This is a genomic window from Candidatus Methylobacter oryzae, from assembly GCF_003994235.2.
Lineage (GTDB): Bacteria > Pseudomonadota > Gammaproteobacteria > Methylococcales > Methylomonadaceae > Methylobacter_A > Methylobacter_A oryzae.
Window position 1 is genome coordinate 13,313 of sequence record NZ_RYFG02000008.1, and the last position, 25,716, is coordinate 39,028.

Below are 25,716 nucleotides of genomic sequence, written 5' to 3' on the forward strand. Positions count from 1 at the left end.
TACCGGGATATTCATAATGCACAAAGAGAGGTTGCGTGGCAAAGGAAATCAAGCAGTTTGACAATGGCAGCCTGCGTCAGCGGGCCGAGCAGCAGCTTACTCAACAGTATCCAATGCCATCGAGTCTTGAAGCCGACGTAAAAAAATTGCTTCATGAACTACAGGTTCACCAGATCGAATTGGAAATGCAGAATGAGGAATTGTTGATAGCGCAGGCGGAAGCGGAAGCTAACCTTGAACGTTACGCCGAACTCTATGACATGGCGCCGGTCGGTTATCTTACATTGGGTCGGGACGGCGTTATCCACCGGATCAATCTCAAAGCCGCCAGGCAGCTAGGCATTTTCCGGGCGCAATTAAATCAGCAACGCTTTCCGGCTTTTATCGGCGCTGATTCTCTGCCGGTATTTAATGATTTCCTGGCCGGCGTATTTGCAGGACAGACTGTCAAACACTGTGAGCTGACCCTGTTGCCGGGCTCTCCAAGCGCACCGCTTATTGTTCATGTCGAAGCCATCGCCAATGGTGACGACCAGCTTTGCCACCTGGTACTGATCGATATTACCGACCGTAAAGTTTATGAAGAGAAATTGAAACTCGCCGATCTGGTTTACCAGGCGATAGGCGAGGCCATCTTCGTGGCCGATGCCGACAACAGGATTGTTAGCGTTAATCCGGCTTTTGCCGAATTCACCGGTTATTCGTTGCAGGAGGCCATTGGTCAATCCACTTCATTGCTTAAATCCGGGCTGCAAAGCGAAGAGTTTTACCGATCCATGTGGAAGGCGCTGGAAACAACGGGTCATTGGCAAGGCGAAATATGGAATCGTCGCAAGAACGGCAACTCTTATCTTGAACGGCTGACGATCAATACCGTCTATGACGAGCAACATGGGGTACGTTACCGGGTGGCGATGTTTTCGGACATCACCGATCAAAAGCATGCGGAACAGACGATCTGGCAACAGGCCAACTTCGACTCATTGACCGGACTGCCGAATCGCCACATGTTTTACGAGCGTTTGGCGCAGGAAATAAAGAAATCGCGGCGAATGGACCTACCTTTGGCGCTGCTGTTTCTCGATCTCGACCATTTTAAGGATGTCAACGATACGCTGGGGCACAGCAAAGGCGATTTGTTACTTAAGGAAATGGGAAAACGGCTGCTCAATTGCGTCCGCAGTACCGATACCGTTGCGCGTCTGGGCGGAGACGAGTTCACGATTATTCTTCCTGAATTGCAAGAGCGCGACAGTATTGAGCGTCTTGCCCAGGACATCCTGTGTCAGCTTACCAAGCCGTTCGAGTTAGCGGGTGAGATTGCTTATGTATCCGTCAGTATCGGCATCACCTTGTTTCCTGAAGATACCGATGACATCGACACGCTGATCAAAAATGCCGACCAGGCGATGTATGCGGCGAAAGACCAAGGCCGCAACTGCCGCCACTATTTCACGATCTCGATGCAGGAAGCCGCAATGGCTAAAATGCGGCTGATTAACGATCTGCGCGTCGCACTGCCCGAATCCCAGTTCTGGCTTGCTTACCAGCCGGTTGTAGAGTTAAGTACCGGCCTTATCCATAAAGCCGAGGCACTGCTGCGCTGGCAGCATCCGGCCCGCGGTTTGATTAATCCGGCTGAATTTATCCCGGTCGCCGAAGCGAGCGGCATGATCATCGATATTGGCGAATGGGTATTTCGCGAAGCCTCGAAGCAAGCGTTGCAATGGCGGACGGAGTACCATGCCGATTTCCAGATCAGTATTAATAAATCGCCGGTGCAATTCCAAAAAGCGGGAGGAGGGCATTTGGCCTGGTTTGACTACTTGGAGGAACTCGGCTTGCCTGGGCAAGGCATCGTTATAGAAATCACCGAAGGACTGCTGATGGATGCGGGAGCCATCATTACCGGCCAACTGTTGGCTTTTCGCGATGCCGGTATTCAAGTTTCCCTGGATGACTTCGGGACGGGCTATTCTTCATTATCGTATTTAAAAAAATTCGACATCGACTATATCAAGATTGACCAGTCGTTCACCCGTAACCTCTGTCCGAATAACAATGATCTGGCGCTGTGCGAAGCGATCATTGTGATGGCGCATAAATTGGGCATCAAGGTTATTGCGGAAGGCATAGAAACGCAGCAACAATACGATTTGTTGATGGCCGCCGGTTGCGATTACGGGCAAGGTTACTTGTTCTCAAAGCCGGTGCCCGCTGAGGAGTTTGAGAAGCTGTTGGTTGCAGTTCCGGCCTGAACGTTTTAAGCGACCGTTGTTTGCAGTCGGGAAGAAGGAAGTAACCATGCCTTAGAGCAATTAAAAACTTGTTGCTACAATCAGGAACAGACCATGAAATCGCAAAAAACAAACTGGCACCATTTGCCGCCTGAAACACTGACGACGAACTTGCAGGTTGATATTAAGCAAGGTTTGACTGAAAACGAAGCCAAGCAACGGCTGCAAAAATACGGCCTTAACCGCCTGACGCCACAGCGAGGCAAAAGTCCGTTGCGTTTGCTGCTTGAGCAGTTTAACCAGCCCTTGGTTTATATTCTGCTGGTTGCGGCCGGTGTTACAGGATTTTTAGAAGAATGGGTGGACAGCAGCGTAATTTTTGGCGTGGTGCTGATTAACGCTGTTATCGGTTTTATCCAGGAATCCAATGCCCTGAAAGCCATTGACGCACTTAGCCGTGTTTTGACCGTCAATTCCACGGTATTGCGCAATGGCCAACGCCGTTCTATTCCTGCCAACGAGCTGACGGTGGGTGATGTGATATTGCTGCAATCGGGCGATAAAGTACCGGCCGACTTACGTTTGCTGCAAACCCGCGAACTGCAAATCGATGAGTCGGCGCTCACCGGCGAATCCGTTCCGGTGGAAAAGCGTCTTGCGACCTTGAGCGAGGAAACCGTATTGGCGGATCGTCATAATATGGCGTATTGCTCAACGCTGATCACCTATGGCAGCGGTTTGGGCATCGTCGTGGAAGTCGGCGACCGTACCGAAATCGGACGCATCAACAGCATGATCAGCAGCGCCATTGAACTGGAAACGCCGTTGACCAAAAAAATAAGCCAATTCAGTAAATTGTTGCTATGGGTCATCATTGGGTTGGCGGCACTGACTTTTGCCGTGGGCGTTTGGCGGGGAAAACCGATGTTGGATATGTTTATGGCGTCGGTAGCTTTAGCGGTAGGGGCGATTCCCGAAGGTTTGCCGGCTGCATTGACCATCACGCTGGCGATTGGCGTATCGCGGATGGCAAAACGCAATGCCATTATCCGCAAACTGCCGGCGGTGGAAACGTTGGGCAGCACCACCGTCATTTGCTCGGACAAGACCGGTACGCTGACGCAAAATCAAATGACCGTTCAGGCGTTGTACGCGGGCGGCGAATTGTTCGACATCACCGGTAGCGGTTACACCCCGGACGGCGATTTCCAGCTTAACGGCAAAGCCGTTGCCTACTCTGATTACCCGGCTTTAATGGAATGTTTAAAAGCAGGACTTTTATGTAACGACGCCCGGTTGCTTGCAGAAGCGGACAATTGGCGCATCGAAGGCGATCCTACCGAAGGGGCGTTGCTGGTCGCCGCCCACAAAGCCGGCCTGCACCATACTCCGGTCAGCGTCGCCCATCCTCGTCTGGATGCGATTCCTTTTGAATCGAAACATCAGTTCATGGCGACTTTGCATCATAATCAAGCCATCGATGCACGCCATGTCTATGTGAAAGGTTCGGCGGAAAGTCTGTTAACCCGTTGCAGTAAAGCTTTCGACCGGCAAATGCAACCGACAGCATTGGATAAAGCCCGGTTGCAGCAACAGGTTGAAAGCATGGCGGCGCAAGGTTTGCGAGTGCTGGCATTTGCGCGCGCCGATCACGACGATGATGCCGTTCAACATGAACATCTGCATGACGGCTTAACTTTTCTAGGCTTGCAAGCCATGATCGATCCGCCGCGTCCTGAAGCCGTTACCTCAATCGCCGCCTGTTACCGGGCGGGGATTCAGGTAAAAATGATTACCGGCGACCATCCCATCACGGCATTGGCGATTGCCAAACAATTGGGCATGCAGCAAACCGGGCTCGTCATTAGCGGTGCGGAATTGCAAGCGCTTGATGAAAAGCAATATCCGCAACTGATAGAAAACTGCGCCGTGTACGCCCGTATTGCGCCGGAGCAAAAACTACAATTGGTGCAAGCCTTGCAGGCTAACGGCCATATCGTCGCAATGACGGGGGACGGCGTCAACGATGCGCCCGCGTTGCGGCAAGCCAATATCGGCGTGGCGATGGGGCAGGGCGGTACTGAGGTGGCTAAGGAAGCGGCGGCAATGGTGTTGACCGACGACCATTTCTCCACGATTGCCGCGGCGGTCGAAGAAGGCCGCGGCGTATTTGACAATCTGGTTAAATTTATCGTCTGGACGCTGCCGACCAATTGCGGCGAAGGTTTTGTGATCAGTGCGGCGATTTTTGCCGACGTTGCCCTGCCTATCACCCCCGTGCAAATTTTGTGGATTAATATGAGCACCGCGATCTTGCTTGGCTTGATGCTGGCGTTTGAACCGAAAGAGCCAGGTTTAATGCAGCGTAAACCGCGCGATCCCCGGCAGCCCATCCTGACCGGACAGCTGGTCTTCCGGATTCTTTTGGTTGGCGTTTTGCTGCTAATAGGCGCTTTCGGCCTGTTTGAATGGGAGTTGGCACAGGGTGAATCGTTAGCCTCGGCACGGACGATAGCCGTCAATGTGTTTGTGTTCAGTGAAATGTTTTACCTGTTCAACTGCCGCTCCCTGAAATATTCAATGTTTCACGTTGGGGTATTTTCCAATTTATGGGTGATTTTTGGCACGGTGTGCATGACGCTACTGCAATTACTGTTTACTTATTGGCCGCCCATGCAAAAACTGTTTGGCAGTGCGGCATTTAAAACGGATCAATGGCTGTTGATTTTGGGCGTTGCGTTGATCACCTCTATTGCCGTGGGATTGGAAAAATTCGTGCGTCGGCATTTTTTTAAGTTATACCCCAAGGGCATAAGTAGGGTTTGAGCAGACAGGCTGCTCAACTCAGCTTTATAGCCAAAGGCCATAAGTTTCGTTTGAGCGGACAAGCCGCTCAACTCAGCTTTAACCGTGAGTTTCTTTAATGAGCGGCTTAATGAAAGTCAGTTAGGGTATAAACACGGATAAAACAGGATATTGCTCATCCGTTCTTCCGTGGCTCAACTGCTTTTGTCGAGGATAAAGCAGCGCAATTATCGGGAGTTGAATCCGCCGCGGGCCTTGTAAGCAAAAGCCGGCAGCACCAGTATCGTACACACGACCACCAGGGCTAGGCCGATAGACAACAGCAAACCCATGCTCGCCAAACCCAAATGCGGCGTGAACGCCATGCTGACTAGACTGCATAACGTCGCCAGGCTGCTGAAAATGACGCCTCGCGTGGTACTGGTCTGCAAGACGTTGTGTTCCGAGCCGGGCATGCTGCGCAAGCGGTTCATGATATAAATGCCGTTGTCGACGCCAAGGCCGAACAGCAGCGGTATCACAATAATATTGGCGAAATTGAACGGATTATTCAGCAATACCGTTGACGCGCCGGTCAAGACCGCGGTCATCAGCAAAGGCAACAAAATAAGCACGGTATCCTTGATGCTGCGGCGCACGATCAACAATACCAGGGCGGTCATGGCCAGCGCCGTAACCAGCGCTTGTTGAAAAGCACGGACCACCGCGTTTCCCGACTCCAGGTAAATGACCGGCAAATCGGTGGCGTCAGGCGCAATTTGTTTGACATCGGCGATGAACGCTTTCAGGTTGGCATGGTCGTTGAGGTTTTCCGCCGGAAACACCTGGATTCTATAAATGCCGTCTTTGCTGAGCCAGCGTTCGGACAAATCTTCCGGCAGCTGCTCCAGCGTGATCGATTCCGCAGCGAATACTTTGCCCAGCTTGTTCATCATGTCCGGCAAAGTGCCCAACAGGTTCTGTTGCAATCGGTCGAGCATCGCTTCCTGTTCCGGCAAGGGTTTCGAGTCCAGCTCGAGCAAAAGCCGATCCAGGACTTTTTGCAGTGGCTGTAAGTTTGCCGATAATTCGCCGCCGGGATTCTTCGCCAAGCTTTGTTCGACGTTTTTTTTAAACGTTGCCAACGCTTCCCGATGATTGGCGGCGCTGTCTTTACGCAACGGAGGAAACGCATCCGGACGAACACCCATGACCAAAGCCAGTTCCTGGATAATGTCCAGTTTTTGCTGCTGATCTGCCGGGATAAAGTCGAAAATCGTCAATGCATCTTTAACTGACTTTAGTTTTTCCAGTTGCCGCGCCTTGGCTTGCGCCTGCTCAGGACTTTCGGCCAGCACGGTCAGCGTCATCGGCGAACCGGTCTTGGTTTTCAGCAATTCCTTGAACGTCGCGACCGATTCGCTACGGGGCGCGCGCAAGTTCAGGGGGTTAAAATCGAACCTGACCTGGGTCAGCAGCGCGATGCCTGCCAGCGTCAATCCGATTGCGATCCATTTGAAATAAGTCCTGTAGCGGATCGGCACATCGTAGACCCAAGCGGGAAGAGCGCTTGGCGGATCTTTCGCCTCGGGTTTTAGCGGAAATAGCCGCAACAATGCCGGTAGAACCGTCATTGAAACCATTAGCGCGATTAATATGCCTCCGCCGGCAATGATGCCGAGTTCCGAAACCCCGACATAGGCGGTGGGAATGAACGAAAAAAATCCTACCGAGGTCGCGGCCGCGCATAATGCCATTGACGGCACGACTTTGCGCACCGCCTGGGACAGCGCCTCTTTTTGCGGAAGATTTTGCTGCAATAGTTCTCGATAGCGCAGATTGAGCTGTATTGCGTAATCGTCGCCAATGCCGATATAAAGCAACGCAAACGCTATCGAAATCAGGTTGAGATGGCCGACGGCCAGGGTTGCAAAGCCTGCTGTCAGCGCCAAGCCCATCAGCAGCACGGTCGAAGTTATCAGCACCAGCTTCAACGAGCGGAAACCTATCAACAATGCCAGGAAAACCAAAATCATCGAAAAAAACGACGCAAGTTCCGTGCTATATACGACGCTTTCCAGCTCGTCATGTTCCAGCACGACTTCGCCGGTCAGCCGGACCTTAACGTCAGGCAGCGCTTTTTTGGCTATTTCGACAATGCCGCGAATTTTCTGTAGCGATTTTTCGGCCGGTACCACTTCATTGAAATTCAGCACGGGCTTGAGCAGGATAAAGCGTTGTTTGGCCAGTAAGTCCTGGTCCTCGCCGAGCATCAGCTGTTGCCACGACAGTTGAAGGTTTTTTCCGTTCAATAATGCCTCCATCACCGCCCGGATATTATTCAACAACGGATTCAGGTCGACCGGCAACTCGCGGTCATCGGTGGTTATCGCAAGCGACACAATCGACAGCAGGCTTTTGAGACTGTTGTCGCCGGACAGCGTACCGATAAACGGTTGCGCCTCCGCCAATTTACCGGTCAATTCATTTAGGTCGTCAAGATCGAGATAAAGCAGGCTGTGGCGGTCGAAAAACTCGCCTTCGCCCGGAATATAGACGGATTTTATCTGCTGTTTTTCAGTCTTGAATTGGGCGCCAAGATAATCGAGCGCCTCTGTTGCCCGTTCCGGCGTTTTTGCATCGACGACGACCAATACCGCTTGATCGTCCTGGGGAAAAGCTTTAAGAAAGCGGGCCCGATCCTGTAAAAACGGTAAGTCCTGGGACAGTATTTTTGTGGTATCGGTATTAATGCCAAGATTCCGCGCGGTGTAATACAGGCTGATTGCGCAGGCAAGGGTTACCAGGAAAATCAACGTCTTCGGGAAACGCATAAAACCTATTTCCAGGGCGCTGAGAAAAGAAACGTAGAGATCGGACATTTTTTTCATGCTTCACCTCGGTGTTTGCTTTTTGCTAATTTGCGATAGTTTCCTGATCTTTGTATAACACGTTATAGAATTTATAAACCCAAGGGCAAGGAAGTTTAAGATTGTTTTGCCGTTTTATACCCAGTTTCGTTTGAGCAGGCCGGCTACTCAACTCAACTTCAAAATTAAGTTATCTTAGGCTTTGCCTAAGATAACTTAATTGCCATGCGGAATGATGAATTAATTTCCCGCTCCCAAAACGTTCGGCCTAGGCAATTCGCTATTGACCGCTTGCAGCAGTAGATCTTCAAAAGTGTAAAAGCCTATGGCGCAATTTTCGAGCTGGGCTAATGCAAAGGCCGCGCCGGTGCCGAATGCTTCGCGCCTGATCGATGAATGAACTAAACGGACTGTTTGGTGTGGAAAGCCGAAAATGACTTCATGCTCGCCGATAATGCCGCCGAGCCGTAGCGAGGTGATTTGGTCGTCCGCCAAGCCTAATTTTTCTGCAATTTTTAGTGCCGTGCCTGAAACTTCGGGCTTTTCCTTAAAGTGTTGCTCAAGGATTTCCACGTCGGCGAACGGAGCGATTTTGCGCAGCAGATTGGCTGCCGTCATCAGGAAATTGATGCCCAAGGTGATATTGGGGGAACACATGACGCGCGTATTATTGCCAAGGCTGCGGACGTAAGCCATATCGTTTTTCGAATAAGCGGAAATCGCGCTGACCAACATGATTTTGCGTTTTCGCACTATTTCCCCATAAGCATGTACGGCTTCCGGCGAAGAAAAATCCACTACGGCATCGACCGGATGCCGGGCAAACAACATTTCAAACGATTGCCGATCGACGCCGAAAATAGGAATGGCGGTATCGGGATGAGTTTTGACGGAACCGCCGGCGGTGCGGCGGGCAATCCAGCAGAGTTCGAAACGCGGATCTGCGTTGAGTACGTTGGCTACGGCTTTGCCGGTTTTACCATAACCGATAAGACCGATACGTGTTTTAAAAGACACGATAAACCTCCTTCGATGTGTATTAGGGAATAAAGATAGGCAATCGAATGCATACGTTTAAATGTCGGTATTGAATAAAGCAAAGAGCGGTGATCGGGATTGCAGTCGGCGAAAATTTAACAAATACACAAGAAAATGTAATCGTAGAAATATTTTGCATACTACAAAAATGATAGCCGTTTAATGCTTAAATTTTGATTAAACTTTGCTTAAAAGTTGCTTTAGTATGTATTTGTTTGTCGTATCTATTATGTGCAATATTCGCCCAAACTTATTTTTTGCGGTTATTTGCAACTCCTTGGGCGTGCCGATTGCTGCCGGTGTTTATTCGGCTTGCCGCTGTCGCCGAGTATCGCGGCGGCACAGGCTCAGGCCTCATTGCCCTTCGATTTATAAGTTTCACATAGCGCGCTGTACAGCGGAACCGGGTTTATTAATTTGGAAGTGCCGAGCGCAAAAAATGCGGTAGCCATCAACGGAATCAGGAGTCCATGGCTGTTGGTCATTTCCATTACTATCACAAAAGAAGTGAGCGGCGATTGCAGCAGCCCGGAAAAATAAGCGGTTATGGTCAGCAAAATCATGATTGGCGCGGGCGCTATCGGAAACCAGCTTGCCAGATCGACGCCTAGGCCCGCGCCTGCCGCAATCGACGGCACAAAGATTCCGCTGGGTATGCCGCTAAAGAAAGTTGCGCAGGTGGCAAGCATTTTAAGGAACGGATAGAAAGGATCCATAGGCCGTATGCCTTGTAAAATGTCCTTGGTTTGTTGATAACCGGTACCTACGGTTGCTCCGTCGGAAAAATAATTCACCATGGCGATCACGCCGCCGCAAATAATGGCAATGACAACAATGGGAAAGCGGCAGCGGCTCAACAGGCGGCCTCCTGAGATGATTATTTTGCTGAACAAACCGCCGAAAAAACCGCCAACAATTCCACATAGCGGTATGGCCTGCCAATTTTTGCCCCAAGGCATAATCAACGATTCGTCAGCAAAATAAATATAGCTGTTTAATAAAGCATAAGCCGTCACACCGGAAAAAATGATGGCTGTTAATACCAGAGTGCTGATTCTCTCTTCCAGCGCCCGGCCCATTTCTTCGACGGCAAAAATAATACCTGCTACAGGAGCGCTGAACATGGCCGCAAAACCGGCAGCGCTGCCGGCCATAATCAATCCTCTTTCTATAAAATACGGAGGAAATTTCACCGCATTGCCTAACGATAGCATGATCGATGCGCCAACATGAACGGCAGGCCCTCCGAATCCAATTGAGGCGCCTGAAAACAGTCCTATGATAGGCAAAAACAGTTTTGCCAACGCTATTTTCAACGAAAGCAGTTTATTTCTTTCCTCCGGATTGGCGGCGATTTCCAGTGCCGCTTTAACTTGGGGGATACCGCTACGTTCGCTGCCGGGAAAGAAGCGAAAGGTAATCCATGCCGTTATCCCCAGTCCGATAGGCGGGATAACGAAGTGAAACCAAGCATAATCAATGGAAAAATAGCGGTAGAGGTTTACGGCGCGTTCGCTGAGCAAGGTCATTGCCACTATAACCAAACCGACGATTATTGCGCCTATCCAGAATACCAAACGTTGTTTCCAGGCGATCAAGGAGAAAAAAGGTAAAGACTGTTTTGGCATTGAACTGAATAGATGACATTGATAGTGCCGGGATTATAGCTGATGTTAAGTATCATGTTTTATAAGGACGCCTCTTTACTTTGAATTCGGTTATTCCGGCTCGGATATCCGTCAAATACAGATATAACTTATTAACTGGTGTTACGCACCGTCCACGAAAGGCACGAAAAATATCAGCCGTAGATTAGATTGGCCGCTTGCAGCCGGTTAGACCTTCCGGGGTTTTTACTGGAGCCGCTCCCGGCAGCTCCAGTAAAACCCCGGAAGGTCTGCCTATCGGACTGTTCTCCGCATAACGCCAGTTCCGGTTGCCGGAAACGTCCGCACTTGCCGTCGTCGGGCGGCCTTACTTGTGCCCTGTGGGTATTCCGGCCCATATCTGGGAACGAGCGGAAGATGAGCGCCGGCGGATGGATTAAATCCCGTTTGCCGCGCCGGAGCACAAATTCGCCTGGACCGAATTTGAACAGCCGATAAGGCTGGCATTGGGTATCCGGTTCAGCGATACACGCATGGCCTGCATTTCTGAAGACTTTGAATTTGTCGTAGTGAATGCTGAGCGACACTTCCTTTTTGACGAAGCGCCGCGTGGGAGCCAATCTTTTACCGGAATAAATCCGCCCGGAATGGATTGCCCTGAATAAAATCGTGGCGTAGACTCGGACTATCTATCAAGTTTGGAAGAGTCAGGACTATGCTTATGACAACACCAATTGATCGCTACATTCTTCTGCTGTTACTCGCCGTTCTCCCCGCGTTATCGATGTCCGCCCAGGCCGTGGACGACGCTACTTCCTCCACGCCGCACGCAACCATCGTGCAATTGACGATTCAGGACGCGATCGGCCCCGCCACCGGCGATTATATCGAACGAAGCATGGACAAAGCCGTCGACTCGGGCGCCAAGGCAATCCTGATTGCGATGGATACGCCGGGCGGGCTCGACACTTCAATGCGCCAGATTATCAAGAAGATCATTGCCTCGCCGATTCCGGTCATTGTCTATGTCACGCCCGGAGGCGCGAGAGCGGCCAGCGCCGGGACTTACATCATGTACGCCGGCCATATTGCCGCGATGACGCCCGGCACCAACTTGGGCGCGGCGACGCCGGTGCAATTGTTCGATCCCGGCAAAGTGGATGAAAAACCCGATAAATCCGAGCCTTCGGATAAAAAATCGCCGGGTTCGCCGATGAAAAATCCGATAACGCAAAAAGCCGTCAACGATGCCGTGGCCTATATCAGAAGCTTGGCCGAGATGCGCGGCAGAAACGCCGAGTGGGCCGAGCGGGCGGTTCGCGATGCAGTTAGTTTGTCTGCCGAACAAGCCTTGAAGCTGAACGTGATCGATATATTGGCGGCTGACCGGGACGATTTACTGAAGAAGCTCGATAAACGGACGGTCCGCGTTTTGGGGCAAGACCTTACTCTTGAAACGAAAAACATAACGGTCAATCTAATCGAACCGGACTGGCGCAGTGAATTGCTGGCCGTGATCACGAATCCGAATATCGCCTATATCCTGCTGCTGGCCGGCATTTACGGCATTATTTTTGAATTTTCCAGCCCCGGCAGCATCGTGCCCGGCACCATCGGCGGCATTTGCCTGTTGCTGGCGTTGTTCGCGTTTCAGGTGCTGCCGATCAATTATGCCGGCATAGCGCTGATTTTATTAGGCATAGCGCTGATGGTGGCCGAGGCTTTCGTGCCCAGTATCGGCATACTCGGTTTCGGCGGGCTGACCGCATTTGTGATCGGCTCCATCATCCTGATCGATACCGATGCGCCGGGTTTCGGCATCAATATCGCGTTGATCTGGGCGTTCGCGCTCAGCAGCGCGTTATTTTTAATCATGGCTTTGGGGCTGGTGTTCAAGGCGAGACGCAAGCCGGTCGTCAGCGGCCAGGAGGAATTGCTTGGAAAAACCGGCATCGCTCTGGAGGATTTTACCGGCACCGGACTGGCCCGCATCCATAGCGAAATCTGGCGAGTCCGTACCGATGAAACATTGCGTAAAAACCAGCCCATACAGGTAACCGGCAGGGACGGCCTGATCCTGAGGGTATCGTCCATTCCCAACCAGGAGAATCCCCATGTTTGAATATTTCAGTCTTGTCTTTGGCGGTTTTGCGATTCTGTTGTTGCTCAGCGCGTTCAGGATTTTGCGGGAATATGAGCGCGGCGTGATTTTTATGCTCGGGCGTTTTTACAAGATCAAAGGCCCCGGCTTGATCCTGGTAATCCCGCTGGTTCAACAGATTGAAAAAGTCGACCTGCGCACCGTCGTAATGGACGTGCCGACCCAGGATGTCATTTCCAGGGATAACGTGTCGGTCAAAGTTAATGCGGTGATTTATTTCCGGGTCATCGATCCCGACAAAGCCATTATCCAGGTGGAAAAATTTTACGACGCCACCAGCCAGCTTGCCCAGACGACGTTGCGTTCGGTATTGGGCCAGCATGAACTGGATGAAATGCTGGCGGAACGGGACAAATTGAATTTCGATATTCAAACGATACTCGATCAACAGACCGATGCCTGGGGCATCAAAGTTACCAATGTCGAAATCAAGCACGTCGACCTGGACGAAAGCATGGTCAGGGCGATTGCCAAACAGGCCGAAGCGGAACGGACCCGCCGCGCGAAAATCATCCATGCGGAAGGCGAAATGCAGGCCTCGGAAAAATTATTGCAGGCAGCCGGCATTCTGGCGCGGCAACCCGAAGCCATTCAGCTTCGTTACCTGCAAACATTAACCGAAATCGCCGGCGAAAAATCCTCAACCATTGTGTTTCCGTTACCGGTCAATATCGTCGGCAGTTTATTGAAACAGCAAACGCCCGGTTCGGATGAATAGTCCGGAGATCGCAACTTATTCCGGACTCCCTGCTTTTAAGCCGTATTTATTAAGCTTATACCAAAGCGTGCGTTCGCTGATTTTCAGCAGGCGCGCCGCTTTGGCTTTATTGCCGGCAGATTGGGCAAGCGCTTTGTTCAATAATCTTTTTTCCAGCTTTTCGACGCCGGCCTCCAAATCCAGGTCTTCTTCAGCTTCGTCGACAAGAGCTAAGCTCACTGGAGGCTCTTTTAACAGTATTTCCTGCGGCAAATGACTGAGGCCAATTCCGCCGCCCTGACTCAACACCACGGCTCTTTCCATCATGTTTTCCAGTTCGCGGACATTGCCCGGCCAGGCATAGGCCATTAATGCCCGGGCGACTTCATCCGGCAGGTTAAAATCGCCGCCGCCCAGCGCTTTCCGGTATTGCTTGATGAAATGACGCGCGAGCAACGGTATATCTTCTTGCCGCTCCCGCAACGGAGGCAGCTGAATGCCTAAGACGTTGATGCGATAGTAAAGGTCTTCGCGCAAGCGCTGCTCTCGAACCGCGCCGAGCGGGTCGCGGTTGGTCGCGGCGATAATGCGGATATCGATTTCAATGCTGTGATTGCTGCCCAAACGGTCGATACGGCTTTCCTGGAGCACCCGCAGCAGTTTGGCTTGAAGGGCAAGAGGCATTTCGGTAATTTCATCCAGGAACAACGTACCTTGATGCGCCAATTCAAATTTGCCGACCCTGTCTTTGTGAGCGCCGGTAAAAGCGCCGCGCACATAACCGAATAACTCGCTTTCCAGAATTTCGGCAGGAATCGCGGCGCAATTGATCGGCACGAATAAACCGCTACGGCCCGAGTTGCTGTGAATCGCGCGCGCAACCAATTCTTTTCCGGTTCCGGTTTCGCCGATGATAAAAATGCTGGCTTTGCTAGGTCCGGCCTGCCGGATCAGTTCATAGGTTTTCTGCATGGCCGGGCATTGGCCGATGAATTCGCCCCAGCCTTTATTCATCTCGTCGCGCAGGAATTCGTTTTCCTGGTGTACTCTACGGACATCGAGCGCGCGGCGAATCACCATTTCCACTTGTTCGACATCCAGCGGCCGGATAATGAAATCGAACGCGCCGAGTTTCATGGCTGCGACCGCGTTCTCGACAGTGCCGTAGGCGGTCACGACAATGATCGGAAAAGTATGGCCGTTGTCGCGTATCGCGGTTAACAGCTCCAGTCCGCTCATGCCCGGCATATTCAGGTCGGTGATCAATAAATCCATCGGTCCTTGATGCAACAAGTCCAGCGCCGATTGTCCATCGGGTGCGGAAAACACTTCGCAACCGAGTTTACGCAATAAAATTTCCAGTACGCGCCGGGCGTTGGGTTCATCGTCGGCTACCAGGACTCGCGATCCGTTCAGCATATTTTTTGTTCCTGAGAAAAAGGTAAAAACAGTGTAAAACAGGCTCCGCCCAGTCCGCTTTTATCCGCGGAGATATGGCCTTTGTGGACGGAGACGATTTGTTGGGTGACGGTTAAACCCAGGCCGATGCCGCCTTCCCTGGTGGTAAAAAACGGATCGAACAAGCGCGCGCAATTGTCCGCCGGGATGCCGGGGCCATTGTCTTCTATCGCGATTTTTACCGACTCGCTACCCGAACAATCGGTATGAACCCGTATCCGGCCGTTTGCCGGAATGATTTGAATCGCGTTCAGTATCAGGTTCAGGAAGACCTGGACTAATAGTTCCTGGTCGCATTCGATTATCGCGGCATGTTCGGGCATTGACCAGTCAACCTGTATCGATTTTTTTTGCGCCTGCGTGGCCAGCAGGTCGATAACCCGAGCGATGATTTTGTGCAGGTCTTGCGACTGCATATTGGGCTGGCGCGGACGGGCGCAGTCCAGCAGCGTGCTGATCAAACGGTTCAGGCGGGTGCTTTCATCGGCAATCATTTGCGTCATTTCCCGTCCTTCCGGGCTTAGCGCCGTTTCCCATTGCAACATTTGCGCGGTGGTTTGCAAAATGCCGAGCGGGGTGCGCACTTCATGGGCCATGATCGCGGCCATCTCGCCGACAACGGCCAATTTAGCAGCATGGACGACTTGTTGCCGGGAGCGCTCCAAATCCTCGATCAGCTGCCCAAAGGCCGAACTCAGCTCGCGAACTTCCCGCGCGCCGGATACAGCGGGACTGATGCAGTCCGACGACTTTTGGAAACAGCGAACCCAGGCAGTTAAATCCAGCAACGGTTTCGCGACGCGTCCCGCCACCCATTGCGCGACGCCGCTGGCGATCAATCCTGTCGTGATAAAAGCGGCGAAAAACAGCCACCATAACGCCCAGATCGGCTGGAATGCCTGTTGGGTAGACTGGATAACCAGCAATGACCAACCCATATTCGCGTAGTCCTGATAACCTTTCGATACCGCATAACCGACCAGTACCGATGAATCGGTCAGCGGCTTGCCGGTATGGACCGCGATACCGTTGGCTTCTGCAAGCCTCCAGCCGGCAAAGGTATCGGTCAACAGCAGCTTTTGTTCGCGGGCTGTCGCGGAAGAGGCGATTGTCCGGCCATCCGCATCCAGCAAAATGACAAAGCGTTCGCCTGAGTCGGAATGGCTGGCCTGGTCGAACAACCTGAAAATTTGCCGAAGGTCGAACACGCCGTAAAGCTGGCCGATGTCGCCGGACGCGTAGCTGTCGTGCACCGGGGCGCGGATCAACAGGTCCGCCTGTTCATAAGGCGGTTGTAATTGCAAGGTTTCCAGGAAGACTTCACCGTGCGGTACCTGTGCATGTATCCAGTCCCCCGGCGGCTGGAAGACTTGCTTGATCAATGCCGGATCTCCGGCCGCGACAATCCTGTTGTCTTTATCCAAGTAAAACAGGTTTCGATAGACGCCGGGATAACCGCGTTCCAGCTCCCCTAGAAATTGCGCCAGCCGTTTATCTATATCGCCGATGCGGCCTTCCTGGATAATATCCAGGTGGCTCCATGAATGAACATTCTGCAAGCGTTCAAAGATCAACATGTCGATTTGTTCCATCAACATGGCCGCGTCGTTTTTAAGGTTGCGTCCGATTTCCGCTTCCAGCGCCACCCGCGACGCATAAAAGGACAGCCCGACTATCGGCACTGTGGCTAACAGCAACAGTAAAAGAAAAGAGATTAACAATATTCGGTGAATAGGCATAAATCATTATAAATGCCGTTAGCCGTCTCGCAAAATTCAACTGGCCGGATATTAAAAAGCGTAGTCCACGAAAAACACGAAAAGCACGAAAAAGAGCGTACATAGAGAACACGGATGACACGGATAGGGCGGATTTACACGGATTTTTAATCCAAGCCAAGTTCGATGACGCTTTTAAAATCAGTGATGATCCGTTTAATCCGTGTCATCCGTGTTCCATTGCTCTATATGCTGAATAGTTACATTTTTTCGTGGCTTTCGTGCTTTTCGCGGACAGTCTGCAACTGACTAGAAGCTTGCCAGCACACTCACCATTTTTTCCGTTGCCTGGTAATCCGTGCTCGACCAAATCAATTTGCCGTTCGGCGATAGAATCGAAAAATACGGCAGGCCGATTTTTAATTGCCGGTGTTCCGGGTGATTACGGAACTTTTCAAACTCGGGTTCTTTGTCGACCAGCTTTACCGCCACGGCTTTTTCTCTTAGCGCTTGATTCAGTTGAACGTTATTAGCCGCTTCGGCCTTGAACGCGATGCAGTTGGCGCACCAACTGGCATAGAAGTCGATGAAAATCGGTTTGCCGGTTTGTAGCGCCACTTTTTGGGCGGCATCGAAATTTCGGTACCATGAAATGCCGGCTTCTTCCTGTATTGCCGAGCTTGCTGTGTTTTCGCAGCTTTCAGCGGCAATGGTATTGGCGCGAGCCGTATTGATAATCGGTGTTTGTCCCAAACTTGCTACGATCAACCAGGCGCCGGTGATCAATAACATGACGCCGCAAAAATGATGCATTTTCCGGTTCGGCTGGGCATCGGCGGGCACTAGCGATAATACGTTGAAATAGACCACCGCAATCCATACCGCGACTATGCCGAAGGTCAACGATAGCGTGACGGCGGGCTCCACGCCCAACACGCCCATGCCTTTGGCAAAATACACATAAGCGAAATATAAAATCATCAGGCCGAACGCATACTTGACTTTATTCATCCAGTAGCCGGATTTCGGCAGTTTCTTGAATTTGACGACGCTGATCGTGAAAAAAGGCAGGCCGACGCCCAGGCCGAAACCGCCCATCATCAGGCTGCCTTGGCTTGAGATGCGCAACTTATCCCAAACAGTCAGGCTTTGGCCGGTTAACGCCAGCGCGTTGGCCTCATCGGCGATCAGGTCGGCGACTTGCAGCAGCAGCGCAAATACGATTGGGCCGACGCAGGGCGAAATAACCAGGCCGGCCACCGTACCCATCAACCAGGTTCCGGCTAAACCCTTCACGTGATAAGTGCGTTGTTCCAGTGTATGCACCTCATTTTGCATGAACCCCAGTTCGTAAAAACCGAGCAAAGCGATGGCGAAGAAGCTGAAAAACAACGCGAAGCCGATATTCACCCAAGCCGATTGCATGAAGGCGTTAAACGCGCCTCCGGTCATTCCTGCAATCAGTCCCAACAGCATATAAGTGCCGATAATGCCGACCATATAGGCCAGCGCATGCAGCTTGACCTTCTCGGTCACACCGTTGGCGCGGTTGGCGACGAACATCGAGGTAATCGGCAACATCGGATAAACGCAAGGCGTCGCCACGGATAACATGCCGGCAATGAACATCAGCCCGAAGATGATGAATGTGTTGTCCTGGTTATCTTTAAACAGCGACAGCAAGCGCTCGGTAATGCCGAATGTGTCTGACGATTCATCAGTGCTCACCGCAGGCAACGTCAGCTCGATTTGTGCTGTTTGCGGACGAAAACACACATGCGTGATGTCGTTGCAGAGCTGGTAAGTCACATCCAATGCGGCTTTATTGACGGTCAACGGTTCGTTGCCCGAAGGGCTAAGCGTAAACCTGAAATCGCCTTGATTTCTTAAGACGACTGCTTTGGCTACCTCATCGCGCTCCCCGGCAGGTTTTTGCAGATCGCTAAGAGTTAAGCCGGACGAAGCCAGTTTTCCTTTCGCATCGATTTCAACCGGGATATAAGCATTTTCATCGCCTTTATCGAGATAGGCATGATGATCTTTAGGCACGGTCAACGAGAGTTTATACTCGGCAGGCCATTTTTCCTGGCTTACTAATGTCGCGCTCAGCGCGGCTTTAGGAATCTCGGCGTGTGCGATGACAATGCCGAACAGCCACAGTAGTGTTATTGAAGCAATTTTTCCGATCATTTTTCTATAACCTGTCATTTTAAAACTTCAAATTAAACGAGGCGGTCACCATCGTATAGCTAAAGCTGTCGAAATTGCCGCGGTTATTGCCGCCGAGCTCATAGCCGGCTTTATGGTTGTAATATTCAAAACCGGTCTGGAATTTTAATTGGCTGAAAGGCTTGATTTGGGTGATTTCCTTGCTCAATTTTAGCCCTCCTGAAAACGCGCCGAATCCGGCCAAGCGATAATCGCTGGAATAGGCCGCGTAATTTGCCGAGTTGCCGTCAAAGACCGGCTGATAAAAGTCGGCTTTGTCCTGCGAATAATATCTAAAGCGCGGAATGATTTGCCAGTTATCGACGATCGGTTGATGCCAGCTGGCCTCGAAGGTGTGCGAGTTCACGCCCCAATCGTCGGTGGTGAAGCGGTAATCGAGATGCAAGGCCGCGTTGTTCAATGCGCCGAAATGGCGAACATATTGATTCAGCCAGGCCCACTGGAACTTTTGTTGCGGACGCTTGTCCTGCTGGAAATCCGAGAAGTTGTTGCCGTCGTAAAACGCCACCCATTTATAAGGATCGGACAAGAAGCCGCTTTGGTAGCCGAAGGTCATATTGCTTTGTACCAGAGAATCCTTGTCGATCACTTGCGCGACGCCGAGTAAATATTGCTGGCTGGTTTTATGACTCTTAAAGTTCATGTCCCGGCTATTCCAGGCCGAAGGCGACGGTGCGATTTCATCAAAGGCGACCGAAGCGCCGAAATTCAGCGTGGTCAGTTTTTTATTCAAATCCAGGCTCATATTGGTATTGAAATAACGCGACGTGTAATCGTGTTCCCTGGAAAAACCGCCGCCGGCGTTGATCGCTGCGGAATCGAGAAAATAAGTTAAGCCGGAGCTGACGGCGTCGCGTTGTTCGCAGATCGATTCGCCGCATGAGCTGGACGGCGACGCGCCGCTGATGACTTGCTGAATGCGGCCTTGTTCATCTTTGTAGTTATAGATCGGCGAGGCGCCGGACACCATATCGCGAACCAGGTTCACAGAAGCGGTCATCGACTTGCCGATAGGGGCGGATAGCGCGCCTTCGAAAATATCGACCTGCATGCGCTGGTTGCTTTCGGCGTAATGGCCATACTGAAAATCGGCGTTGTAGGTTTCTTCGACGCGTCCGGCCGTTGCAGTCGGCATCAGTCCCGGCAGCGCCAGGGCTGCACAGCTTAAGCGTGCGAGGGTATGACTTATTTTTCGTTGTTTCATGGGAATTTGTTATTCACTTAAAAAATATAACTACTCTGCTTATATTCAATAGAACACGGATGATACGGATAGGACGGATTGACACGGATTTCTAACCCAAGCCAAGTCCGATTACGCTTTTAAAATCAGTGTTTATACCCAAAGGGCATAAGTTTAGTTTGCGCAGACAAGCTGCTCAACTCAGCTTTAAATCCGTGTTTATCCGTCTTATCCGCGTCATCCGTGTTCCATTTCAGTTACAAAAAAATCAAAATATAAAAATCGGCGCCGTAATTGCTCACGATTGATCAATTGCAGCCGCAACCGCCGCCACCGCCGCCATAGCCGCCGCTTGCGGATTCTTTACTGAAAGCCGTGTGTTGGCGCAAGCCGAATTCCAGCGCATCGGGCGTAAAAGACATGTGCGGCAGCGCCAGATTGCCGCGCTGCCTGGGCAATACTTCCGTGCAGGCTATGCAGTTTGCAAGCAAACCCAGCAGCAACAATAAATTGATCTGTCTCATCACTTTGCCGCCAGCAATTGCATAATTTTTTGTTCAAGCACTTTAATGTCGTCGCTGACAAAACCGTGATGAATGTTACGAATGATGCCTTGTTTATCGACGATGAACGACGTCGGCATCGATTCAACGACAAATTTATCGGCCCATTCGCCCTTGGCATCGTGCAAAACGGTAAAGGTGACGGGGATGTCTTTCAGGAATTTTTCGGCGTTGGCTTTATCTTCGTCGAGATTAATCGCCACGACTTCAAAGTTTTGATCCTTCAGTTTTTGATGCAGCTTGTTTAGCAGCGGGAACGAAGTCCGGCAAGGCTGGCACCAGGACGCCCAAAAGTCGACATAAACCACTTTGCCGCTGAATTGATTCAGGCTGGCGGCTTGATTTTGCAGTAAAGACGGCAACGTAAACTGCGGCGCCGCTTGTCCGACTTCTGCGGCATTAGCTTTAAAAATGCCGATTAACAGGAGCAGGGCAATTATAAAAACTCTGTTTTGCATATTTAGGATTTCCTCTAATTTGAAGAGTCGCCGGCTCAGCGGGGCGGCGACTCCGGTGTTGTAAAAGTAGTTTTATGCTGAATTGAATTAGAAACCTGCCGCAACGGCTTTGGCAAGCCAATCGGCCTGTGCGCCCAAGGAAATAATCTGATTCTGTGAGGCCGAACCTAAATAATAAACCGTTCCGTTGGCGGTGGCGATATAAGCGTTAGTAGACGGATAATAACGGTAATAGTAGCCGGAGAAGTTAGAGGATGCCGGTCCTGCCGGTGCTAAATATCCGGGATAGATCGATTCCAGATAAGCGAAAATACGGTCGGAGTCGCTGATTGTAGGTGCCGGCGTTACACAGACGTTGCCCTGCAATACTTGCGGCGCGCTGCAAGTAGGCGTTTTTGCAGCCAGATAGGCGCTCAGACCGGCTTTTCCCGTCCTGCTGTTGAGGATGCCGCTGGTATGGCAAGAGGTGCATGCCGGTGCTTGGTAATAATCCATGTATTGCTGAGTGGCTTGAGCATTAGCCATGATGCCGGCTAACGTTAAGGTAAAAATAAAAACTCGGATAAAAAGTTTCATAGTCATTGTCGCTCTTATAAATTAATTGTTTAGTCGCGTTGGTCTAAAATTCGACAGAGGGCCGGCATACGGATCGATTAGCCGGAGCATTGCGTTTATGAATTTAAGACACTGTTTCGCATGGGTTAATCATCGTGATCATGACCGCTGCCGTTATGATCGTCGTCGTGATCATCGTGACCATTGCCGTGATCGTCGTCATTTATGTTGCCTGAGCCATAACCTGTATTCGTACCAGAGGCATAATTGGTAGGATTAGTTTTAATTGCTGCGGCGAGCCAATCGGCCATAGCGCCCAAGGAAACGATTTGGTTCTGCGAGGCCGGACCCAGGTAGTACACTGTCCCGCTGACCGTGGCAAGATAAGCGTTAGTGGCCGAATAATAACGATAGTAAAAGCCGGAGGCGGTGGAGGAAGCCGCGCCTTTCGGTGCGAAGTATCCCGGATAAGACGTTTCCATATAAGCAAATATACGGTCGGAATCGCTTGTGACAGACTCCGGCGATACGCAAACGTTGCCCTGCAGCACTTGCGGCGCAGTGCAACTTGAAACGGGAGTGACGCAAACATTGCCTTGCAACACTTGGGGCGAGGTGCAAGTAGGCGTTTTCGATGCCAAATAGGCGCTCAGCCCGGCTTTTCCTGTACTGCTGTTAAAGACGCCGCTGGTATGGCAAGAGGTACAGGCCGGTGCGTTGTAATAATCCATATATTGTTGCGTAGCCTGAACGCCAGGCGTCACGCCGGCCAGCGTCAGCAAAATTAAAACAGCATTAGGCTTGCTGATAACAGCTGCCCGGGAAAGTAGTTTCTTAGCCATATTATTTCTCTCTGTTAAAGTTTCTTTTAACTAACAATTGTTTTATATAAAAATCGCAGGCTCCGATTATTTCGACGCTACAACCGCCAATCGAAATAACATCAGTAAGATCAAGCCTGGCTGTTAAAAACAGGGCAGGGCATAAATGACAGTAACGGCCGCAACATCTTTATGCTCCGGGCAGGACTACACAAAAGCTACATTATTTGCAGACAATCCCGAGACATCGACGCCTACCAGCGTTATTGAGTTGCCGCCGCCAAGGTCAATGCTTAAATCGTTTCCGGAGATGTGTATATGGGTAAGAAGGCTATTTATATCGCGAATGTCGGAGCCGTTAAGCCCGCTATCCAGTTGAACTTTGTCGGTTGCGGCATGAAAGTTAAAAATTTGATCATGGCCGCTGCCGCTATGAACATCAAAAATGTTATGAGCCCCGTTACCTGTGTTATTGGTAACGCTATTTATAATTGCAGCTACATCGGTCAATTTTTGATCCGACTTTACGGAGTTGACGATGTCTTGATGGTTTGCAAGAAATTGGTCTAACTGGCTGGTTTTGCTGCCGCCCGCAACGAGAATGTCATCGCCGTTGCCGCCGTTAAGATGATTTTCGCCTGTGTCAGTGTTGCCGCCACCTATCAAGGTATCGTTTCCGTTTCCTCCGTCCAGGTAATCATTACCGTTGCTACCATCAAGCACATCATTAACGCTTCCGCCATACAGTGAGTCGTTGTTGTCGCTACCTTTGATCACATTCCCGACTGTGTTATTGCCGTGAACTTCGGGATTTGTTGCCGATGAGTAATGGTATTCGTAACCTTCGGAGTCTTTTTGGCCTTCTTGTATCTGCTGTTCGGAAGGTGCGTTGCTATCGTGATTTTCAAGTTCATTTGAACTCATTGCGTTAATTCCACTGGGATTTTGAAGAGCAGCCGCAATTATTTTTTCAAGTGAACCGTCGCCTTGAATGCCAGTGGCGGCTGCCGATGAACTTCCGGCGGGATTTGGAAGGGAGTTACCGTTAACCGGATTGTTACTCTGAGTGCCGGAGCCGTTTTCCTCTGCATGCTGTTCGGAAGAACTGTCACTGTGATTTTCAAGCCCGCTTGTGTTGACTGTGCTGTTTCCCGTGGCGTTGCTCAAAGAACCGGAGTTTAGATTTCCAAGCAAGCCGTCGCTGCCTTGAACGCCAGGATCTGTTGCCGACAAATTGTGGTTTTCGTTCTCCTGTGTATCGTGCTCGGAAGATGTGTGGTTGTCGTTTTCTAACTGATGTGAACTCATTTTGTTATCTCCAACGGGATTTATATCGTTTCAGTAAAGCGGGACGCCGCTTGTTTGTAATGATATAAAGCACTATCCGTGCCAACTTGTAATTGGCTGAATAGTATGGAGTTTTTTGGAGATGCGCAGAAAGAATTAACTACTTATTTTGCATTTCACGCAAATAATGTCTGCAATTTTGGTATGAAAAGCAGCCGGCCGGTGGCCGGCGCGCTTATTTTTCAGCAGTTGGCGTGATTAATAGCAGGGTTTTTACCCGGCTATCCACTTTTTGCTTGCGGATATAACCGATCGACCCTGTTGTAGAGGTCACAAAACGTAGTATGGCTTCTTCGGACGCCATGACTTTAGGGGGAGTGATGCCGTTGAAATATTGGACATTCCAATAGTCTTCCTGTTCTTCCGGCAACATTGAGAAAAGCGTCAGCGAGAAACTGCGGCGCAACGGATCGGAGATCGGTAGGTTAAGAGGAACCCAGCGATTTCCCTCCGGGTCGATTTGACTTTTGCGTTGGTAAATAAGCTTTAAGTTATCAAGCGACAACGTGTCCAGCGGGCTGGTTGCGGCAGTTACGACCGCTAAGGGCTCGACAGCGCGCACAGGAAAACAGGCTAGTAACAGGACGACAAGCAGAGGGTAAACTATACGCATCGTCTTAAAACAGTATCGCAAAAGAGGCGGATAGACCGTCCGGGGCCAACAGTTCGTTATGCGTCCCGGTGCGATATTCCAATTTCCAGACCACAGGCGGCAAAGGCCTGTAGGCGAGTCCTAATACGCCAGCTTGTCCGGTTTTATCCAGCGGTTGGTCAAAGAACTCGTAGCGGCCGACAGCGAACCAATGCTGGCTAAAAAGAGGAATTACGCTTTGCGCAAAACCTTGCCAAATGTCTTTCGTATTGGCATGGCCGCTGGTGCGGTAAATGACCTCGCTGCTAAGTTCGAATTTTTGATAGGACCACTTTACATCAAGCCCGGCCAAATGATAACGGGCAGGGTGCAGGTCATTCAGGGCAAAGTTTGCAAAAGAAGCGCCTATTTGCAGCGTATCGTCCAGGTAGTAACGTAAACGGGCGCCCACGGCATCGTCAAAAGGCTCTCTTGATTGGTGCGGGTCTAAGGCATCGGTGGCGTCGCCGTACACGCTATATTCGAGTTGGCGGCTAGCCACTAGTATGGAACCGTGCAGCATCAGCCCTGAAGCATGGGTCGAGAATGATTTTTCAGTCGCGACAGGGCGTGAGGTCGTCCAAACCAGCGGAGCGGCATGGATGACGTTCCATTGGCCGATAGGCGTCAGGAATTTACCGAGCCGTACCGTTAAATTGTTATTGATCAGCGTGTCGAGATAAAAGCGTTCAAACTCGAAATGGGCATACTGCGTTCCCAATGCCTCGCCCTCGCCGCCACGCAGCACATCGCCGCCTTCCAATTCCGAAAAAAAACGCAGCCGCGAGCCATTATCCCAAGTAATGAACATACTGAGATCGGTGGCTTCGAAATACCATGGAGCTGAACGCGGCACGTCTATTTTTGCATTGGCATAGCCGCCGATACGGAGCCCTGTTTCGCCGACAGCATAGCCGCTGCCCAGTCGATAAGCGCTATCGGAGTCATCGGCCGCTACGGGCATCGATGCTATCGATACGGCAATCGCAAGAAGCTTAAAAAGACTGAAGAGGCGCATGGATTAAAGGTAAAGGCGTTAACGAAGGGTTTTCAAGCTGAGTTGAGCAGCTTGTCCGCTCAATCGAAACTTATGCCCTTTAGGGTATAAGAGGACTTAAAAATGTATTCATACCGGTTTAGACGATTCTTCAAAATACAATCAAAAATAGAAGAGTCGCCTACGTAAAAATACTAGAGTTTGAGTCATCTGAACAGGAATTGCAAATTATAAGGAAAGGAAGAGCGGAGTTTTAACGGCAGTACCGTTTGTTGAGAACGTTGTGAGTTAGACCTTCCAGGTCTTCAAAACCTGGAAGGTCTGTCTCGTCGATATATGTGGTAAAGAAAGAGGATGGAACT

The 25,716-nt window shown here is 50.9% G+C and carries 19 protein-coding genes; 4 read left to right on the forward strand and 15 right to left on the reverse strand.

What is annotated here, in order from left to right:
* Positions 1 to 35: 35 nt before the first annotated feature.
* On the forward strand, positions 36 to 2,258 hold the full coding sequence (locus EKO24_RS00850) for a putative bifunctional diguanylate cyclase/phosphodiesterase (protein WP_241674347.1): 2,223 nt from the start codon (positions 36 to 38) through the stop codon (positions 2,256 to 2,258).
* A 93-nt stretch (positions 2,259 to 2,351) separates the two neighbouring features.
* On the forward strand, positions 2,352 to 5,063 hold the full coding sequence (locus EKO24_RS00855; protein WP_127029477.1) for a cation-transporting P-type ATPase: 2,712 nt from the start codon (positions 2,352 to 2,354) through the stop codon (positions 5,061 to 5,063).
* Positions 5,064 to 5,269: 206 nt separating this feature from the next.
* Here EKO24_RS00855 and EKO24_RS00860 read toward each other — a convergent pair whose 3' ends face one another.
* The 4 genes from EKO24_RS00860 to EKO24_RS00875 all read right to left on the reverse strand — a co-directional run bounded on the left by EKO24_RS00860 (position 5,270) and on the right by EKO24_RS00875 (position 11,156).
* Entirely contained in the window at positions 5,270 to 7,912 is a 2,643-nt protein-coding gene (locus tag EKO24_RS00860; RefSeq protein WP_127029476.1) for an MMPL family transporter, read from the reverse strand.
* A 219-nt stretch (positions 7,913 to 8,131) separates the two neighbouring features.
* Positions 8,132 to 8,908, reverse strand: coding sequence for a 4-hydroxy-tetrahydrodipicolinate reductase (locus tag EKO24_RS00865; RefSeq protein ID WP_127029475.1), 777 nt, complete (start codon positions 8,906 to 8,908; stop codon positions 8,132 to 8,134).
* A 368-nt stretch (positions 8,909 to 9,276) separates the two neighbouring features.
* Positions 9,277 to 10,557: a chloride channel protein gene (locus EKO24_RS00870; RefSeq protein WP_127029474.1), complete on the reverse strand. Its 1,281-nt coding sequence runs from the start codon at positions 10,555 to 10,557 to the stop codon at positions 9,277 to 9,279.
* A 173-nt stretch (positions 10,558 to 10,730) separates the two neighbouring features.
* The gene (locus tag EKO24_RS00875; RefSeq protein ID WP_127029473.1) at positions 10,731 to 11,156 is read right to left on the reverse strand and encodes a hypothetical protein; all 426 of its coding nucleotides are present in this window, start codon (positions 11,154 to 11,156) and stop codon (positions 10,731 to 10,733) included.
* A 101-nt stretch (positions 11,157 to 11,257) separates the two neighbouring features.
* Between EKO24_RS00875 and EKO24_RS00880 the strand changes: the two genes are divergently transcribed.
* Both EKO24_RS00880 and EKO24_RS00885 read left to right on the forward strand, forming a co-directional pair.
* Complete coding sequence (locus EKO24_RS00880) at positions 11,258 to 12,658, forward strand: NfeD family protein (protein WP_127029472.1); 1,401 nt, start codon at positions 11,258 to 11,260, stop codon at positions 12,656 to 12,658.
* The gene (locus EKO24_RS00885) at positions 12,651 to 13,415 is read left to right on the forward strand and encodes a slipin family protein (RefSeq protein WP_127029471.1); all 765 of its coding nucleotides are present in this window, start codon (positions 12,651 to 12,653) and stop codon (positions 13,413 to 13,415) included. The genes EKO24_RS00880 and EKO24_RS00885 overlap by 8 nt, the downstream gene beginning before the upstream one ends.
* A gap of 15 nt (positions 13,416 to 13,430) precedes the next feature.
* On the opposite strand, the gene EKO24_RS00890 is transcribed toward EKO24_RS00885, so the two are convergent.
* The 11 genes from EKO24_RS00890 to EKO24_RS00940 all read right to left on the reverse strand — a co-directional run bounded on the left by EKO24_RS00890 (position 13,431) and on the right by EKO24_RS00940 (position 25,375).
* The gene (locus EKO24_RS00890; protein WP_127029470.1) at positions 13,431 to 14,813 is read right to left on the reverse strand and encodes a sigma-54-dependent transcriptional regulator; all 1,383 of its coding nucleotides are present in this window, start codon (positions 14,811 to 14,813) and stop codon (positions 13,431 to 13,433) included.
* Positions 14,807 to 16,591 (reverse strand): sensor histidine kinase, encoded by a 1,785-nt coding sequence (locus EKO24_RS00895; RefSeq protein WP_127029469.1) that lies wholly within the window; start codon positions 16,589 to 16,591, stop codon positions 14,807 to 14,809. Before EKO24_RS00895 ends, EKO24_RS00890 begins: the two co-directional genes overlap by 7 nt.
* A 288-nt stretch (positions 16,592 to 16,879) precedes the next feature.
* Positions 16,880 to 18,760 carry a protein-disulfide reductase DsbD family protein gene (locus EKO24_RS00900; protein WP_127029468.1) on the reverse strand — a complete coding sequence of 627 codons (1,881 nt, stop codon included), beginning with the start codon at positions 18,758 to 18,760 and terminating at the stop codon, positions 16,880 to 16,882.
* 19 nt (positions 18,761 to 18,779) lie between these two features.
* Positions 18,780 to 20,003, reverse strand: coding sequence for a DUF3570 domain-containing protein (locus tag EKO24_RS00905; RefSeq protein WP_127029467.1), 1,224 nt, complete (start codon positions 20,001 to 20,003; stop codon positions 18,780 to 18,782).
* A 287-nt stretch (positions 20,004 to 20,290) separates the two neighbouring features.
* On the reverse strand, positions 20,291 to 20,506 hold the full coding sequence (locus EKO24_RS00910; protein ID WP_127029466.1) for a DUF4266 domain-containing protein: 216 nt from the start codon (positions 20,504 to 20,506) through the stop codon (positions 20,291 to 20,293).
* Complete coding sequence (locus EKO24_RS00915; protein WP_127029465.1) at positions 20,506 to 21,003, reverse strand: TlpA family protein disulfide reductase; 498 nt, start codon at positions 21,001 to 21,003, stop codon at positions 20,506 to 20,508. Before EKO24_RS00915 ends, EKO24_RS00910 begins: the two co-directional genes overlap by 1 nt.
* 87 nt (positions 21,004 to 21,090) lie before the next feature.
* Positions 21,091 to 21,579 carry a hypothetical protein gene (locus tag EKO24_RS00920; protein WP_206667185.1) on the reverse strand — a complete coding sequence of 163 codons (489 nt, stop codon included), beginning with the start codon at positions 21,577 to 21,579 and terminating at the stop codon, positions 21,091 to 21,093.
* A 125-nt stretch (positions 21,580 to 21,704) separates the two neighbouring features.
* The gene (locus EKO24_RS00925; RefSeq protein WP_127029463.1) at positions 21,705 to 22,400 is read right to left on the reverse strand and encodes a hypothetical protein; all 696 of its coding nucleotides are present in this window, start codon (positions 22,398 to 22,400) and stop codon (positions 21,705 to 21,707) included.
* A gap of 186 nt (positions 22,401 to 22,586) precedes the next feature.
* Positions 22,587 to 23,687: a calcium-binding protein gene (locus EKO24_RS00930; RefSeq protein WP_127029462.1), complete on the reverse strand. Its 1,101-nt coding sequence runs from the start codon at positions 23,685 to 23,687 to the stop codon at positions 22,587 to 22,589.
* Positions 23,688 to 23,901: 214 nt separating this feature from the next.
* Positions 23,902 to 24,339, reverse strand: a complete 438-nt coding sequence (locus EKO24_RS00935; RefSeq protein WP_196239984.1) for a hypothetical protein — start codon at positions 24,337 to 24,339, stop codon at positions 23,902 to 23,904.
* Positions 24,340 to 24,343: 4 nt separating this feature from the next.
* Positions 24,344 to 25,375, reverse strand: a complete 1,032-nt coding sequence (locus EKO24_RS00940) for a hypothetical protein (RefSeq protein WP_127029461.1) — start codon at positions 25,373 to 25,375, stop codon at positions 24,344 to 24,346.
* Between the last annotated feature and the right edge of the window lie 341 nt (positions 25,376 to 25,716).

What these genes read in the sequence shown, in the direction of transcription:
- EKO24_RS00855 (WP_127029477.1), top strand. Translation starts at nt 2,352, where the DNA reads ATGAAATCGCAAAAAACAAACTGGCACCATTTGCCGCCTGAAACACTG.
- EKO24_RS00860 (WP_127029476.1), bottom strand. Translation starts at nt 7,912, where the DNA reads ATGAAAAAAATGTCCGATCTCTACGTTTCTTTTCTCAGCGCCCTGGAA.
- EKO24_RS00870 (WP_127029474.1), bottom strand. Translation starts at nt 10,557, where the DNA reads ATGCCAAAACAGTCTTTACCTTTTTTCTCCTTGATCGCCTGGAAACAA.
- EKO24_RS00880 (WP_127029472.1), top strand. Translation starts at nt 11,258, where the DNA reads ATGACAACACCAATTGATCGCTACATTCTTCTGCTGTTACTCGCCGTT.
- EKO24_RS00885 (WP_127029471.1), top strand. Translation starts at nt 12,651, where the DNA reads ATGTTTGAATATTTCAGTCTTGTCTTTGGCGGTTTTGCGATTCTGTTG.
- EKO24_RS00890 (WP_127029470.1), bottom strand. Translation starts at nt 14,813, where the DNA reads ATGCTGAACGGATCGCGAGTCCTGGTAGCCGACGATGAACCCAACGCC.
- EKO24_RS00895 (WP_127029469.1), bottom strand. Translation starts at nt 16,591, where the DNA reads ATGCCTATTCACCGAATATTGTTAATCTCTTTTCTTTTACTGTTGCTG.
- EKO24_RS00900 (WP_127029468.1), bottom strand. Translation starts at nt 18,760, where the DNA reads ATGATCGGAAAAATTGCTTCAATAACACTACTGTGGCTGTTCGGCATT.
- EKO24_RS00905 (WP_127029467.1), bottom strand. Translation starts at nt 20,003, where the DNA reads ATGAAACAACGAAAAATAAGTCATACCCTCGCACGCTTAAGCTGTGCA.
- EKO24_RS00910 (WP_127029466.1), bottom strand. Translation starts at nt 20,506, where the DNA reads ATGAGACAGATCAATTTATTGTTGCTGCTGGGTTTGCTTGCAAACTGC.
- EKO24_RS00915 (WP_127029465.1), bottom strand. Translation starts at nt 21,003, where the DNA reads ATGCAAAACAGAGTTTTTATAATTGCCCTGCTCCTGTTAATCGGCATT.
- EKO24_RS00920 (WP_206667185.1), bottom strand. Translation starts at nt 21,579, where the DNA reads ATGAAACTTTTTATCCGAGTTTTTATTTTTACCTTAACGTTAGCCGGC.
- EKO24_RS00925 (WP_127029463.1), bottom strand. Translation starts at nt 22,400, where the DNA reads ATGGCTAAGAAACTACTTTCCCGGGCAGCTGTTATCAGCAAGCCTAAT.
- EKO24_RS00930 (WP_127029462.1), bottom strand. Translation starts at nt 23,687, where the DNA reads ATGAGTTCACATCAGTTAGAAAACGACAACCACACATCTTCCGAGCAC.
- EKO24_RS00935 (WP_196239984.1), bottom strand. Translation starts at nt 24,339, where the DNA reads ATGCGTATAGTTTACCCTCTGCTTGTCGTCCTGTTACTAGCCTGTTTT.
- EKO24_RS00940 (WP_127029461.1), bottom strand. Translation starts at nt 25,375, where the DNA reads ATGCGCCTCTTCAGTCTTTTTAAGCTTCTTGCGATTGCCGTATCGATA.